We start from the raw sequence: 14,593 nt of genomic DNA on the forward strand, positions 1-14,593 counted from the left end.
ACGAAGGAGCCCCATGGAATACACCCGCCTCGGCCGCGCCGGCGCCACCGTCAGCCGCATCGCGCTCGGCACCATGAACTTCGGGCCGGTGATCGACGCCGACGCGTCGGTCGAGATCCTCGACGCCGCCGTCGACCACGGCATCACGCTCATCGACACGGCCGACGTGTACGGCGGCGGCCCGTGGGGCGACGAGCCCGGGCAGTCCGAGCGGATCCTCGGCGACTGGATGGCCGCGCGGGGCAACCGCGACGACCTCGTCGTCGCCACGAAGGTGCACAACCCGATGGGCGCGGGCGCCAACGAGCGCGGACTGTCGTCGGTCCACATCCGCCGCGCCGTCGAGGCCTCGCTGCGTCGGCTCGGCACCGACCGGATCGACCTCTACCAGATGCATCACATCGACCGGGGCGTCCCCGTCGACGAGGTGCTCGACGCGTTCACGCGCCTGCGCGACCAGGGCAAGATCCTCTACCTCGGCTCGTCGAACTTCGCAGGCTGGCACCTCGCGCGGTACACCGAGGTCGCGGAGGCCACCGGGCGCACGCTGCTCGTCACGGAGCAGTCCCGCTACAACCTCGCCGAGCGCACCATCGAGCTCGAGGTCGCGCCCGCGGCCGAGCACTACGGCATCGGACTGCTGCCGTGGTCGCCGCTCGCGGGCGGCATGCTCGGCGGCGTCCTGCGCAAGTCCGACCGGGCCCGCAGCGACGCCGAGGGGCTCGGCGCCGACCGCCCGAGGGTCGAGGCGTACGAGCGGTTCGCCGACGACCTCGGCGTGCCGCCCGCCGAGCTCGGCCTCGCCTGGCTGCTCCACCGGCCGGCGGTCACTGCGCCGATCGTCGGTCCGCGCCGCCTCGATCACCTGCTGAGCGCGGTCCGCGCGCTCGACGTGGTGCTGGGGGATTCCGAGCTCGCCGAGCTCGACCGGATCTGGCCCGGTCCGGGCGGACCGGCGCCGGAGGCGTACGCGTGGTGAACCCGCTGCGCGTGCGGGACGAGTCCGGCTGCGCCGACCGGACCCCACCCGCCGTCCCCGGGGCACCCGTGACGCCCGGGGCGCCGGCGATCCCGGAGACGACGACCCTCGACGTGCGCGACTTCCTCGACCGCGTCGAGGCGCGCCTGGCGTCGGCGCGCCGGGGCGGTGGATTCGCGCGATCGGATGCGCCGTTTCCCGACCTCTACGGCACCGCGGCGGCGGCCGGGATCCGCGCCGCGCTCGGCGACCCGATCACGGGCAAGCAGGCGGCACGCGCCGCGGCGGCCATCCGGGACTTCCGTCGGCCGGACGGCGCGTTCGACGACCTCACCCACGGCCCGTTGCACCGGACCGCGACGGCCACCTCGACGCTGCGGCTGCTCGGTGAGCCCGAGCATCCGCCGGTGTTCCTCGCGGCGAAGTTCCGGCCCGAGGCGGCCGAGGCCTTCCTCGAAGGGCTCGACTGGGATGCGCCGTGGCCGGCTTCGCACGAGTTCGCCGGGCTGCTCGCGGTCGCGATCGCGACGGGCGTCGACGAACCGGACTGGCTCGAGGCCTACCTCGCGTGGCTCGCAGCGAACGCCGACCCGGCGACCGGCCTCTGGCGGCACGGCCGGATCGGCAGGGTCGACGCGTTCCCGGGGCGGTTCGGCAACCTCGCCGGTGCGTTCCACGTGCACTTCCTGCTCGACGCCCTCGGGCGCGCGTGGCCGTTCGCCGAGCGCGTCGTCGACACCGGCCTCGAGTTGGCGTCGACCGTGCCCGTGCTGCGGCCGCGTGCCGACGCGGGCCCGGAGGCCTGGGGGTTCCCGCAGTTCGACTGGGCGTACTCGACCGGGCGTGCCGCGGCTCGGACGGGACACCGCCGCGCGGACGCCGGCCGGGCGCTGGCCGACCTCGCCGCACGTGCCGAGTCCGCGTTGGCCGACCCGCGCGCGGCCGAGGGTGACCTGCACGTCGTCCAGGCCCGGGTCGCGCTCGTCGCCGAGCTCGCGCACCAGGGCCTGGCGGTCGAGTCCGGCGGCAGGCAGTTGTCGCCGCTCACGGATGCTCGACCGTTCATCTGACCACCCGCTAGGATGGGAATACGCTTTCCCATCGTCATCGCCAAGGAGACCGACCGACCATGCACTACGGCGCCGACTACAACCCCGAGCAGTGGCCCGAGGAGGTCTGGCCCGACGACGTCGCACGCATGCGGGAGGCCGGCGTCACGATGGTGAGCCTCGGCATCTTCGCCTGGTCGCGCCTCCAGCCGAGCGAGGGCGAGTTCGACTTCGGCTGGCTCGACCGCGTGATCGACCTCCTGCACGAGGGCGGCATCGCCGTCGACCTCGCGACCGCGACCGCGAGCCCGCCGCCGTGGGCGAGTGCGGCGTACCCCGAACTCCTCCCGGTGGACGCCGACGGCGCCACGTACTGGCCGGGCAGCCGGCAGGCGTACGCGCCGTCGTCGCCGGTCTACCGGCGGCTCGCGGGCGAGCTCGTCGCCGCGCTCGCCGACCGGTACGCGTCGCACCCGGCCGTCGTCATGTGGCACGTCAACAACGAGTACGGCTGCCACCTGCACGCCGATTACTCGGATGCCGCGCGCGACGCCTTCCGCCGCTGGCTGGCCGACCGCTACGGCGACGTCGACGCGCTCAACCGGGCGTGGGCGACGAACTTCTGGTCGCAGCGGTACGGCTCGTTCGACGAGGTGTTCCCGCCGCGGAAGGCCCCGTACAGCCACAACCCGGGGCAGGCGCTCGACTTCCACCGCTTCACGAGCGACATGCTGCTCGAGTGCTACCTCATGGAGCGGGACATCCTGCTCGCGCACGGCGCGACCCAGCCGATCACGACCAACTTCATGGGCGCCTTCAAGCCGGCCGACTACGCGAAGTGGGCGCCGCACGTCGACCTCGTGAGCGACGACTGCTACCCCGACCCGAACGATCCCGAATCGTTCCGCGCGGCCGCGTTCCAGCGCGACCTCGTACGGTCGCTGAAGCCCGAGGTGCCGTGGATCCTCATGGAGCAGGCGACCGGCGCCCTGAACTGGCGGCCGTCGAACGCGCCGAAGGCGCCCGGGCAGATGGCGGCGCTGAGCGCGCAGGCGATCGGGCGCGGCGCCGACGGCATCCTGTTCTTCCAGTGGCGTCAGTCGAAGGGCGGCGCCGAGAAGTTCCACTCCGCGATGCTGCCGCATGCCGGCACCGACTCCCGCACGTGGCGCGAGGTCGTCGACCTCGGTGCGAAGCTCGCGGCGCTGCCCGAGCTGCCGTGGCCGGAGGCGGGCGCGGGGCCGGGCGCGACGGGCGTGCCCGCGACGGCGGCGCCCGCGACGGGGGCACCCCCGACGGTCGCGCCCGCGACCGATGCGCGCGTCGCGCTCGTGTTCGACTGGGAGAACTGGTGGGCCGTCGAGGCATCCGACCACCCGCTCAACCGGCTCGACCACGTCGCGCTCGTGCAGCGCTGGTACCGGGCGCTGCACCGCCGGCACGTGCAGGTCGACCTCGTGCGGCCCGAACAGGTCGATTCCCGGTACGCGCTCGCGATCGCGCCGACCCTGTACCTGCTCCGCGAGACGGGCGCGGCCGCGCTCACGGCGTTCGTCGAGGGCGGCGGCCACCTGCTGGCCGGCCCGTTCACCGACGTCGTCGACGAGCACGACCGGTTCCGCGACGGCGGGTTCCTGACCCAGCTCGGCGGGCTCCTGGGCGTGCGGCTCGAGGACTTCGGCGCGCTCGTGCCAGCGGATGCCCCGGCCTCGGAGCCAGGCGAGCGCGAGGCGCGCTTCGCCGATGCGCACGCGGCTGCGGATGCCCCGACTGCGGATGCCCCGGGCCTCGCGCCGTTCGGCGAGCAGGTCGGCACGCTCCTCGCCGAGGAGCTCCATGCCATCGACGCGACCGTCGAGGCCGTGTTCACGAGCGGGCGCCGCGCGGGCGGCCCCGCCCTCACGCTCCGCGAGGCGGGCCGCGGCACCGCGCGCTACCTCGCCACCGTCCCCGACGAGGCCGGCACGCAGGCCGTCGTCGACCGACTCCTCGCGACGACCGGAGTGGAGCCGGTCGTCGCGGGGCTCCCACCCCACGTCGAGGTCGCCCGCCGCGGTGCGCTCCGCACGTTCGTCAACCACGGCGGGCCCGCGGTCGACGTCCGGGTCACGGGCCGCGACGCCGCGAGCGGCGACGCCGTCGACGGGCTGCGCCTCGGCCCCTGGGACTGGGCACTGGTGCTCGACGCGTGAGCCTCGGCGGTACGATGCGGGCGCGGGAGCGGGTACGGACCCGCCGGAGAGGAGGCCTCGGATGTCCCGGGCGATGATCCTGAGCGGTGCGGGCCGGTACGCCGACCCGTGGCATCCGTTCGCCGCGACCAGCGAGCGGCTCGCCGCGCTGGTGCGCGAGGCCGGCTACGACGTCGAGGTGCGCGAGGACGTGGATGCCGCGCTCGCCGGACTCGGCGAGGAGGTCGACCTGCTCGTCGTGAACGCCGGCGACCCGAGCGGGCCCGTCGACGACGGCGAGGCCGCCGAGTTCGCCGACGCCCTGGACGGCGAGGGCCCGCCGTCGGTCGATCCCGAACCGCTGCGCGCCGCCATCGAGCGCGGCATCGGGATCCTCGCGATGCACGCGTCGGCATCGAGCCTGCCCGACTACCCGGCCTTCCACACCGCGATCGGCGGCCGGTGGATCCAGGGGGAGTCGTGGCATCCCGAGTTCGGCGAGGCGCACGTGCACCTCGTCGGCGATCACCCGGTGCGCGCGGGCCTGCTCGACTTCGACGTGCAGGACGAGCGGTACACGCACCTGCGCCTCCACGACGTGATCGAGCCGGTCGCCGAGCACGTCGAGGACGGCGTGCGCCATCCGCTGATCTGGGCACGGGAGTTCGGCCGATCGAGGCTCGTCTACGACGCGCTCGGCCACGACACCCGGTCGTACGACTCGACCACGCACCGCGCGCTGCTGCTGCGGGCGATCGACTGGCTGGACCGCTCGCCCGAGCTCCGCCGCGCGCGCGGCCGCGAGGGCGGCCCCGGGGTCGGCGGCGCATGAGCCGGCGGATCGTCCTCGCGCCCGACTCGTTCAAGGGCACCGCGACCGCCGCGGAGGCCGCCGACGCGCTCGCGCGCGGGTGGCGCTCCGTCGCGCCCGATGACGAGATCGTCGAGCTGCCGATGGCCGACGGCGGCGAGGGCACGCTCGATGCGTTCGCCGTCGCGGTGCCGGGGGCGCGCCGGGTGCAGGTCACCGTGACCGGCCCCGACGATCGGCCCGTGGATGCCGCGTGGCTGCGACTGCCCGACGGCACCGCGGTCGTCGAGCTCGCGCTCGCGAGCGGCATCACGCTGCTCGATCCGCTGCGGCCGCTCGATGCGCAGACGCTCGGGTTCGGCGAGGCGATCGCCGCGGCGCTCGACGCCGGAGCGACGGGCCTGCTGCTCGCGATCGGCGGGAGCTCGTCGACCGACGGCGGCACGGGTGCGCTCGTCGCGCTCGGCGCGCGGTTCCTCGACGGCGACGGACGTCCGATCCCGCGCGGCGGCGGGGGGCTCGCGTCGCTCGCCGTCGTCGACGTCTCCGGGCTCCGGACCCTGCCGGCCGAGGGCGCGCGGATCCTCTCGGACGTGACGAATCCGCTGCTCGGGCCGACCGGTGCCGCCGCGGTGTTCGCGCCGCAGAAGGGCGCGACGCCCGACGAGGTCGACCTGCTCGAGGCGAACCTCGCCCGGCTCGCACGCATCGTGCGCGGCGGCGACGCGCTCGCCGCGGCGCCCGGCGCCGGCGCGGCCGGCGGTACCGGGTTCGGACTGCTCGCGTGGGGCGCCCGGATGGCGGGCGGCGCCGGCGCGGTCGCCGACGCGATCGGGCTCGACGCCGCGCTCGCCGGGGCATCCCTCGTGGTCACCGGGGAGGGGCGCTTCGACGGGCAGTCGGCCGCGGGCAAGGTGCCGAGCGAGGTGACCGCGCGGGCGGCGGCGGCCGGTGTGCCCGTCGGCCTGGTCGCCGGGGCGATCACGGCGGATGCCTCGGGCTTCGCGGCATCCGTCTCGCTCAGCGCGCTCGCCGGATCGGGGGCCGCCGCGATGGCCGAGCCGCTGCGGTGGCTCGAGGCTGCGGGGGCGGTGCTCGCGCGCGGGTGATGCCGGGCGCGCAGGCGTCGAGGCGACGCACAGCGGACTCATAGCCTGCGCTCAGGCACCGGGTCGACGCCTCCGCGGTGCGTCGGTTCGGGCGCGTGATTCCGCGGGCGAGCGGGCGGCGGAACGCCGAGGCGTCGGTGACTCCGTTGACGCCGGAACCGTGCCCGCCGCCGGGTCGAGCGGGGTTGTTGTCGGCCCGAACATATGGCCGTCGAGCGGAGCCTATAACTGAAGACATGAGTACTTCTCATCGTCTAGGGTTGATCGGCTGCGTGCTCGCCTCGGCGACGGTGCTGGCCCTTGCAGTACCCGGGGCGGCGTTCGCGTTCGATCCCGACGACCCGGCCTTCTCCGGCTGGGACGGTCATCCCGGCGAGGCCGGCAGCTTCGGCAGCTCCGGCAGCTTCGGCGGCTCCGGCGGCTCGGGCAGTGTCGGCGGCGCCGGCGACCTGGACGATGCCATCGACTGGGACGCACTGTCGAAGCTCCGCGGCGACAGCGGCCCCGACGGCAGCACCTCGGCGGCGCCCGGTGCGAGCCCCGGCACCGCGCCGGACGTCCCGGGCGGGGTCGGCGACTTCGACGCGCTCTCCGCGGCGTTCGCGAATGCGACCCCGGACGGTGACACGGTCAGGATCACGTCCTCGATGACCGTCGAGGGGCCCGGGCATGTCCTGACCCTCAAGCCGAAGGCCGTGCTCACGCTCGACCTCGGGATGTACGGCATCGGGGACATGCCCGTGGTCCTCGGCAAGGGCAGCACGCTCAGGATCACGGGCACCACCGGCAGTCTCACGGCCAGCGGGCCCCTGGACCCGAACAACCCCGGCCGCACCGCAGGCATCCAGACCACCGACGCGACGCTCATCGTCGACGGGGGCACGGTCTATGCGACCGGCACCGCTGAGTACATCCACAGTTCCGGCGCTGGAATCGGCGGCAGTCTCTCCGCCGCCGGGGGAACGCTCGTGGTCAACGGTGGAAGGGTCATCGCCACCGGGGGCCTCGGCGGCGCGGGGATCGGCACCGGCTGTGACCACAAGTACCTGGGGAACTACTCCCTCAAGGCCGACGCCGGCTCGATCACGATCAACGGCGGCACCGTCGAAGCCACAGGTGGCAACGGGGGCCCTGCCGACGGCGCCCATCTCGTCGGTCAGGGCGGCGGCGCCGGAATCGGCGGTGGACTCTTCCGCAGCGGCGGCTCGATCACGAACAACGGCGGCGACGTCACCGCGAGCGGCGGCATCGGCGCTGCGGGGATCGGAAGCGGGTCGGTCGCCATCAGCCCCTTCATCAGCACCGTGAATCTCAAGAACGGCGGTACGGTGACGATCAACGGCGGCGACGTCACCGCCATAGCCGGCGAGTCAGCCTCGGCAATCGGCGGAGGGTACGTCGCCCACGGGGCGACGGTCGCCATCACGGGCGGCACGGTGATCGCGAAGCAGGGAACGGGTGCCCCGACCGCGATCGGCGGCGGTCCCAAGGGCTGGGGCGCCAGCTTCCCGAAGTTCGGATCACTGTCGATCACCGCGCCAGGCATCCTGTCGCTCCCCGAGGGCGCTGTCCTGGACGTCCCGGCCGGCGCCACCGTGTCCGGCAACGGCGCAGTCAGCGGTGCGGGCAAGGTCGTCTTCCAGGGCAATGGCACGCTGCCCTGGGACCTGACGAAGCGATGACCGGCTGCTCGCGGGAGGGATTCCTCGCCGCGCAGTGCCGACGCCTCGGCACGTGATCTCCTCGCCGGGGTCCGACGCGGTCTCGGCGTGCTCCCATCGAATGCCGGTTGCATTGTTATAGCGACAAATAGAATAATGGGATCGTGCCCACTCGACTCGATCTCATGCCCATCTCGCCCGGGTCCGCGCCGACCGCCGCGCCCACGACCGCGGAGGACGTCGTCGTCGCCGACCACCTCGCGAAGCGCTTCGGCGACCGCGAGGTCGTCTCCGAGGTCTCGCTGTCGCTCGCACCCGGTCGCGCGTACGGGCTCCTCGGCCCGAACGGCGCCGGAAAGACCACGACGGTCCGGATGCTCACGGGCCTCCTCGAGCCGAGCGCCGGATCGGTCCGCCTGTTCGGCGAGCGGCCCGACCGGGCCAACATCGACCGGCTGCGCGCGCGCATCGGCGTGCAGACCGACACCAACGTCTACGAGGCGCTGAGCGTCCGCGAGAACCTGCAGGTCTGGGGCGAGCTGTTCGGCGTCCCGCGCCGACGGCTGCGCGCGAGGATCGACGAGGTCCTCGGGCTCCTCGGCCTCGCCGCGCGCGCCGACTCGCTCGCGGGCGAGCTCAGCAAGGGCATGCGCCAGAAGGTCGCGCTCGCCCGCGCGGTGCTGCACGAGCCCGACCTCCTCGTGCTCGACGAGCCCACGGCGGGCCTCGACCCCGAGGCCGCGGCCGACCTCATCGACTACCTGCGCGAGCTCATCCGCACGACGCGTACGACGCTCGTGCTCTGCACGCACCAACTCCACGGGCTCGAGACGCTCTGCGACGAACTCGGGGTGCTCGTCGGCGGCCGGCTCGTCGCCTCGGGCGACGTGCCCACGCTGCTCCGTGAGCGCTGGCCGAACCGCCGATTCCGGCTCGAGGCGGGTGGCGAGTCCGGCGCGGTGAGGCGCTTGGTCGAGCGGTTCGCGTCGGGCGCGGTCGAGGTCGAGGGCGACGGATGGCTCGCCTTCGAGCTCCACCGCGACGACGACGTCGCCCCGCTCGTCGCGGCGCTCGTCGGCGACGGCGTGCCCGTGCGGGCGCTGGTCCCCGCCTCGCGCACCGTCGAGGACCTCTACTTCGCCACCATCGCCGATCACGCCGGCGGCCACGCCGGCGCCGACGCCGGTGTCGCCGGCCTCACCGAAGGAGCCGCAGCATGACCGCGCCCGAAGCATCCGCTCGCGAGGCATTCACCGACGTCGCATCCGCTCGCGAGGCATCCGTTCCCACCCGGTTCGCCGCGTCGCGCCGTCGCGTCGTCGCGCTCGTCTGGAAGGACTGGCGCGAGCTCGCGCGCAACCGGCAGGCGCTCGCACCGCTCGTCGTGGTGCCGCTCGTGTTCGTCGTGCTGCTGCCCACGGCGGTGATCCTCCTCGGCGCGAACCCCGCGATCACCTCGATGGTCACGGGCATGCAGTCCTTCCTCGACCACCTGCCCGCCGGCGTCATGCCGGCCGGGCTGGACGAGGCGCAGACCGTGGTCTACGCCGTCGTCGTATTCTTCCTCGCGCCGCTGTTCCTCGTGATCCCCGTCATGGTCGCGAGCGTGACCGCGAGCTCGAGCTTCGTCGGCGAGAAGGAGCGGCGCACGATCGAGGGCCTGCTCTCGACGCCGCTGTCCGATCGCGAACTCGTGCTCGGCAAGGTGCTCGCCTCGATGGTCCTCTCGGTCGGCATCGCGTGGGCGGCGTTCCTCGTGTACGCGGTGCTCGTGAACGTGCTCGCCTGGCCGATCCTCGGCCGCGTGTTCTTCCCGACCTGGACGTGGGCCGTCGTGATCGGGCTGCTGGTGCCGCTCGTCGCGTTCCTCGCGACGAGCCTCATCGTCGCGGTGTCGGGGCGCTCGACCACCATGCAGGGTGCGCAGGGCGTCGCGGTGCTCGTCGTGCTGCCGGTGCTCGCGCTCGTCGTCGGCCAGGCCACGGGCGTCATGCTCTTCGACGCGGGCATCGCGCTCGCCGCAGCGGCCGTGCTGCTCGTGGTCGACCTGGCCGTCTTCCCGCTCGTCGCCCGCGGCTTCGACCGCGAGCGGATCGTGACGAGGATGACGTGATCATCCGCATCGACCCCGCGTCGGCCACCCCGATCTTCGAGCAGCTCGTCCGGGCCGTGCGCTCGGAGGTGCTCGCGGGCCGGGTCGGCGCGGGCGAGCGCCTGCCCGCCGCGCGCGACCTCGCAGACTCGCTCGACGTGAACCAGCACACCGTGCTGCACGCCTACCAGACCCTGCGCGACGAGGGGATCATCGAGCTCCGCCGCGGGCGCGGCGCCGTGGTCACCGCCCAGGCCGGCGCGCTCGCGGCCGTGCGCGAGCACGCTGCCGGACTCGTCGAGGTCGCGCGCGAACACGGCGTCGGCGCCGACACGGTCCTCGCCCTGATCCGAGAGGAGTTCGACCGATGACCGAGCAGCACCCCGGCGCGTCCGAGGGCGACCGGGTGCCGGAGCAGGGGGATGCCGAGCGCGGGGCTGCCGGCAACCCTGCTGCTGCGCACCCTGCCGCTGAGCACCCTGCCGCCGAGCACCCTGCCGCCGAGCACCTCGCCGTCGGGCCCGAGGCCGCCGACGCCGTCGCCGAGCAGGATCGCCGGGACCGGCGCATCCTCTGGGTCCTCGTCGTCTGGCTGCCGCTCGCGATCGTCGCCGTCGCGACCGCGATCCAGCTCATCTGGATCCCGCTGATGCCCGACCAGGTCGCGGTCCACTTCGACGCGTCCGGCGAGCCCGACCGGTGGACGACCCCGATCCGCGCGGTGCTCGCGACCCTCGTCATCTCGCTCTCGCTCGTCGCGAGCCTCGCGCTCGCGACGTTCGCGGGCTGGCGCGCGGCGCTGCGACCCGCCGACGGCGAGCGGTCCCGGCTGCTCGCCCGCGTCCGCCCGACCGCGAGCGCCGCGGTCGCCACGCCCGTCGTCGTCGCCGTCATCACGCTCGCGCTCACGGGCACGCAACTCGACGGCGCGGTCCCGCCGGAGTGGGTCGCGCCCGTCGCGGTCGTCGGCGGCCTCCTGCTCGGCGCGCTCGTCGGCTGGCTCACCTGGCGCGCGCTCCCCGCACCCGTGCGGGCGTCGACGCCCGACGCGACGCCGGCGCTCGACCTCGCTCCGGGCGAACGCGCGGTGTGGACGGCGTCGGCGTCGGCGCCGTGGGTGATCATCGCGATCCTGTGCCTCGCGGGTGCGTGGCTCATCGTGCCGATCGTCCTCGCGCCCGATGTGTGGTGGCTCTGGACGCTGCTGTTCCTCCTCGTCGTCGTGCTCGCGACGACGACCGCGATCCGCGTCACGGTCGATCGCCGTGGCCTCACGGTGCGGACGCTCCTCGGACTCCGACTCACCCACGTGCCGCTGGCCGACGTCGTCTCGGCGGCCGACGTCGAGGTCCTCCCGGGCGAGTTCGGCGGCTGGGGATTCCGGCTCGACGTCCGCGGGCGCCGCGGCATCATCCTGCGCGGCGGCCCCGGCATCGAGGTGCAGCGAGTGGATGCCCCGCCCCTGGTCGTGACCGTGTCCGACGCCCGCACGGGCGCGGCGCTCCTGAACGCGCTCGCGGCCGCCGCCCGCTGACCCGCTCCCCGAACCGCGGTTCCCGAACCCCGGTTCCCGAACCCGCTTCCCGAACCCGCTTCCCCAACCCGCTTCCCCAACCCCGCGGTGTCACTTCGTTCCCGCGGTGTCACGAACACGTGGCACCGCCGGTCGGAAGTGACACCGCGAGCGGGTGCGACGGGTGAAACGGGTGACACGGGTGCGACGGGTGACACGGGTGACAAGGGTGACACGTGGCCGGCGGGCCCGGCGGCGGGCTCCACCCACGTCGCCGGCCCCGCCGGAGTCATCGGCGCCAGACCCCCTCCAAGCCCTGGTTCCACCCCGCTCGCGGTGTCACTTCATCGTCGCGGTGCCGTGAACATGTGGCACCGCGAGAACGAAGTGACACCGCGAGGAGGAGGGAGGGCAGGAGTCAGGGCAGGAGGCAGGAGGCAGGAGGCAGGAGGCAGGGGAGTAGGGCGGGGCGGGGTGGGCGCGGGCTACCGGGCCGCGGCCGCGTACGCGGCGCGGATCTCGGGGCGCGTGTCCACGTCCAACTCGGCGACGAGTTCGACCGTCCACGTCGGGCGCGAGCCCGACAACGCCCACGCGGCCTGTCGCGCGGCGCCGTCGGCGACGTACTCGCCGGGCGCCGGCACCGCGACGGGCACGTCGAACACCTGCGCGGCGATCGCGCGCACGGCCGGGTTCTGCGCGGCGCCGCCGATGAGCAGCACGCGGGTCGCCTCGACGCCCTGGCCGCGCACGGCGTCCAGCCCGTCGGCGAGCCCGCACAGCAGACCCTCGACGGCGGCGCGGGCGAGGTTCGGCCGCGTCGTCGACGCGATCGTCATGCCGCGCAGCGACGCGGTCGCGTCGGGCAGGTTCGGCGTGCGCTCGCCCTCGAAGTAGGGCACGAGCACGAGCCCGGATGCCCCGGGCGCGGCCTCGAGCGCGAGCCGCCCGAGCTCCTCGTGGTCGACGCCGAGCAGGCCCGCCGTCGAGTCGAGCACGCGCGCCGCGTTGAGCGTGGCGATGAGGGGCAGCCAGTTCCCGCTCGCGTCGGCGAAGCCGGCGACGGTGCCCGAGGCATCCGCGACCGGCTGTCCGGTGACCGCGAAGACCGTGCCGGACGTGCCGATCGACACGACGACGTCGCCGGGCTGCGCGTCGAGCCCGAGCGCCGCACCGGCGTTGTCGCCCGCGCCGGCACCGACGACGAGTCCGCCGGGCGTGCGCCCGACCTGCTCGTCCGGCCCGAACACCTGCGGCAGCGCGGCGTCGTGCCCGAGCGCGCGCTCCAGGAGTTCGCGGTCGTAGCCGTCGGCGCCCCAGTACGCGGTGCCCGAGGCATCCGACCGGTCGGTGGCGAGCTCGTCGAGCACGGGCCCGAGCGGGGCATCCGCCTCGCCTGCGGGGCCGAAGCCGCGCAGCCGCCAGGTGAGCCAGTCGTGGGGGAGCGCGACGGCCGCGACGCGGGCCGCGGCCTCGGGCTCGGCGTCGCGCAGCCAGCGCAGCTTCGTGGCCGTGAACGACGCGACCGGCACGACGCCCGTGCGCCGGGCGTACTCGGAGGCGCCGACCTCGTCGATCAGGTCGCGCGCGGCACCGGCCGAGCGGGTGTCGTTCCAGAGCAGGGCGGGGCGGATGACCCGGCCCTCGGCGTCGAGCACGACCATGCCGTGCTGCTGGCCGGCGATCGAGATCGCCGCGACGTCGTCGAGGCCGCCGGCGTCGGCGATGGCCGTGTTCAGCGCGGTCCACCACGCCTGGGGGTCGACCTCGGTCCCGTCCGGGTGGGACGCGCGACCCGAACGCACGAGCGCTCCGGTCGAGGCATCCCGGATGACGACCTTGCACGACTGCGTCGACGAGTCGACGCCGGCGACGAGGGGCATGGCGGTTCCTTCACGTGAGGCCCACCGCTGCGCCACTTCGCGGACTCTGCGCCGACTGGAGTGGCGCAGCGGGCCGGAAGTGGCGCAGCGGCGGGCGATGAGTGGGTGAGAGCGCTGACGCTCAGCGCGCGCCGAGCAGGTGCTCGGTCGCGAGCTGCTGCAGGCGGACGAACCCGCCGCCCTTGCCGCCGAGGTAGGCGTCCGTGTCGAAGTCCTCGTAGGCCGAGCGGTCGGCGAGGAAGTCGGCGTAGGTCTCGCCCTCGTTCAGCGTGGGCACCGACAGCTCGGGCACGCGAGCGGCGGCGAGCGCCTCCTGCACCTCGGGGTCGGCGCGGAAGGCCGCGGCGCGCTCCTTGAGCAGCAGGTAGGTGCGCATGTTCGCGGCGGCCGACTCCCAGACGCCCTGCTCGTCCTCGGTTCGCGAGGGCTTGTAGTCGAAGTGGCGCGGGCCCTCGTACGCGGGGACGCCGCCGGGGCCGCCGTTCTCGAGCAGGTCGACGAGCGCGAACGCGTTGTGCAGGTCGCCGTGGCCGAAGACCAGGTCCTGGTCGTACTTGATGCCGCGCTGGCCGTTGAGGTCGATGTGGAAGAGCTTGCCGTGGAACAGCGCCTGCGCGATGCCGGCGGCGAAGTTGAGGCCCGCCATCTGCTCGTGGCCGACCTCGGGGTTGAGGCCGACGAGCTCGGGGCGCTCGAGCGAGTCGATGAAGGCGATCGCGTGGCCGAGCGTGGGCAGCAGGATGTCGCCGCGGGGCTCGTTGGGCTTCGGCTCGATCGCGAAGCGGATGTCGTAGCCCTTGTCGGTCACGTAGTCGCCGAGGAGGTTCACGGCCTCGCGGTAGCGCTCGAGCGCGGCGCGGATGTCCTTGGCGGAGTCGTACTCGGCGCCCTCGCGGCCGCCCCACATGACGAACGTCTTCGCACCGAGCTCGGCGCCGAGGTCGAGCTGGCGGAACACCTTGCGGAGCGCGAACCGGCGCACGTCGCGGTCGTTCGCGGTGAAGCCGCCGTCCTTGAAGACGGGGGCCGAGAAGAGGTTGGTGGTCACCATCGGGATGATGAGGCCGGTGTCGGCGAGCGCGCCCTTGAGACGGTCGATCTGGGTCTGGCGCTCGGCGTCGGAGGAGCCGAAGGCGAACAGGTCGTCGTCGTGGAACGTGAGGCCGTAGGCGCCGAGCTCGGCGAGCTTCTCGACGGCGTGCACGACGTCGAGCGGCTTCCGCGTCGGGCCGCCGAAGGGGTCGGTGCCGTTGTAGCCGACGGTCCAGAGGCCGAAGGAGAACTTGTCGTCGCGGGTGGGCGCGCTGGCCATGGGTGATCCGCCT

General features: G+C 74.1%; 12 protein-coding genes. 10 read left to right on the forward strand and 2 right to left on the reverse strand.

Translation table 11 applies throughout. The features are described from left to right. Positions 1-13: 13 nt before the first annotated feature. The 10 genes from ACDF64_RS09685 to ACDF64_RS09730 all read left to right on the forward strand — a co-directional run bounded on the left by ACDF64_RS09685 (position 14) and on the right by ACDF64_RS09730 (position 11,406). Positions 14-979, forward strand: a complete 966-nt coding sequence (locus ACDF64_RS09685; RefSeq protein ID WP_394550786.1) for an aldo/keto reductase — start codon at positions 14-16, stop codon at positions 977-979. Then, entirely contained in the window at positions 973-2,049 is a 1,077-nt protein-coding gene (locus ACDF64_RS09690; protein ID WP_394550788.1) for a hypothetical protein, read from the forward strand. Before ACDF64_RS09685 ends, ACDF64_RS09690 begins: the two co-directional genes overlap by 7 nt. A 59-nt stretch (positions 2,050-2,108) precedes the next feature. Next, positions 2,109-4,220: a beta-galactosidase gene (locus ACDF64_RS09695; RefSeq protein ID WP_394550789.1), complete on the forward strand. Its 2,112-nt coding sequence runs from the start codon at positions 2,109-2,111 to the stop codon at positions 4,218-4,220. A 61-nt stretch (positions 4,221-4,281) separates the two neighbouring features. Continuing rightward, a complete protein-coding gene (locus tag ACDF64_RS09700; protein WP_394550791.1) occupies positions 4,282-5,031 on the forward strand; it encodes a ThuA domain-containing protein in 750 nt (249 codons plus the stop codon). Next, positions 5,028-6,119, forward strand: a complete 1,092-nt coding sequence (locus ACDF64_RS09705) for a glycerate kinase (protein WP_394550792.1) — start codon at positions 5,028-5,030, stop codon at positions 6,117-6,119. Before ACDF64_RS09700 ends, ACDF64_RS09705 begins: the two co-directional genes overlap by 4 nt. A 260-nt stretch (positions 6,120-6,379) precedes the next feature. After that, complete coding sequence (locus ACDF64_RS09710) at positions 6,380-7,801, forward strand: hypothetical protein (protein WP_394550794.1); 1,422 nt, start codon at positions 6,380-6,382, stop codon at positions 7,799-7,801. Positions 7,802-7,944: 143 nt separating this feature from the next. Continuing rightward, entirely contained in the window at positions 7,945-9,000 is a 1,056-nt protein-coding gene (locus ACDF64_RS09715; protein ID WP_394550796.1) for an ABC transporter ATP-binding protein, read from the forward strand. Next, positions 8,997-9,893, forward strand: coding sequence for an ABC transporter permease subunit (locus tag ACDF64_RS09720; RefSeq protein WP_394550797.1), 897 nt, complete (start codon positions 8,997-8,999; stop codon positions 9,891-9,893). Before ACDF64_RS09715 ends, ACDF64_RS09720 begins: the two co-directional genes overlap by 4 nt. After that, positions 9,890-10,243, forward strand: coding sequence for a GntR family transcriptional regulator (locus ACDF64_RS09725; protein WP_394550799.1), 354 nt, complete (start codon positions 9,890-9,892; stop codon positions 10,241-10,243). Before ACDF64_RS09720 ends, ACDF64_RS09725 begins: the two co-directional genes overlap by 4 nt. Continuing rightward, positions 10,240-11,406, forward strand: coding sequence for a DUF1648 domain-containing protein (locus tag ACDF64_RS09730; protein WP_394550801.1), 1,167 nt, complete (start codon positions 10,240-10,242; stop codon positions 11,404-11,406). The genes ACDF64_RS09725 and ACDF64_RS09730 overlap by 4 nt, the downstream gene beginning before the upstream one ends. A 464-nt stretch (positions 11,407-11,870) precedes the next feature. Here the strand turns inward: ACDF64_RS09730 and xylB are convergent, their stop codons facing one another. Both xylB and xylA read right to left on the reverse strand, forming a co-directional pair. Beyond that, positions 11,871-13,268 carry a xylulokinase gene (xylB, locus tag ACDF64_RS09735; protein ID WP_394550802.1) on the reverse strand — a complete coding sequence of 466 codons (1,398 nt, stop codon included), beginning with the start codon at positions 13,266-13,268 and terminating at the stop codon, positions 11,871-11,873. Between the two features lie 121 nt (positions 13,269-13,389). Then, positions 13,390-14,580 carry a xylose isomerase gene (xylA, locus tag ACDF64_RS09740; protein ID WP_394550804.1) on the reverse strand — a complete coding sequence of 397 codons (1,191 nt, stop codon included), beginning with the start codon at positions 14,578-14,580 and terminating at the stop codon, positions 13,390-13,392. Between the last annotated feature and the right edge of the window lie 13 nt (positions 14,581-14,593).

Origin of the sequence: Agromyces sp. MMS24-JH15, from assembly GCF_043518605.1 — a bacterium.
Lineage (GTDB): Bacteria > Actinomycetota > Actinomycetes > Actinomycetales > Microbacteriaceae > Agromyces.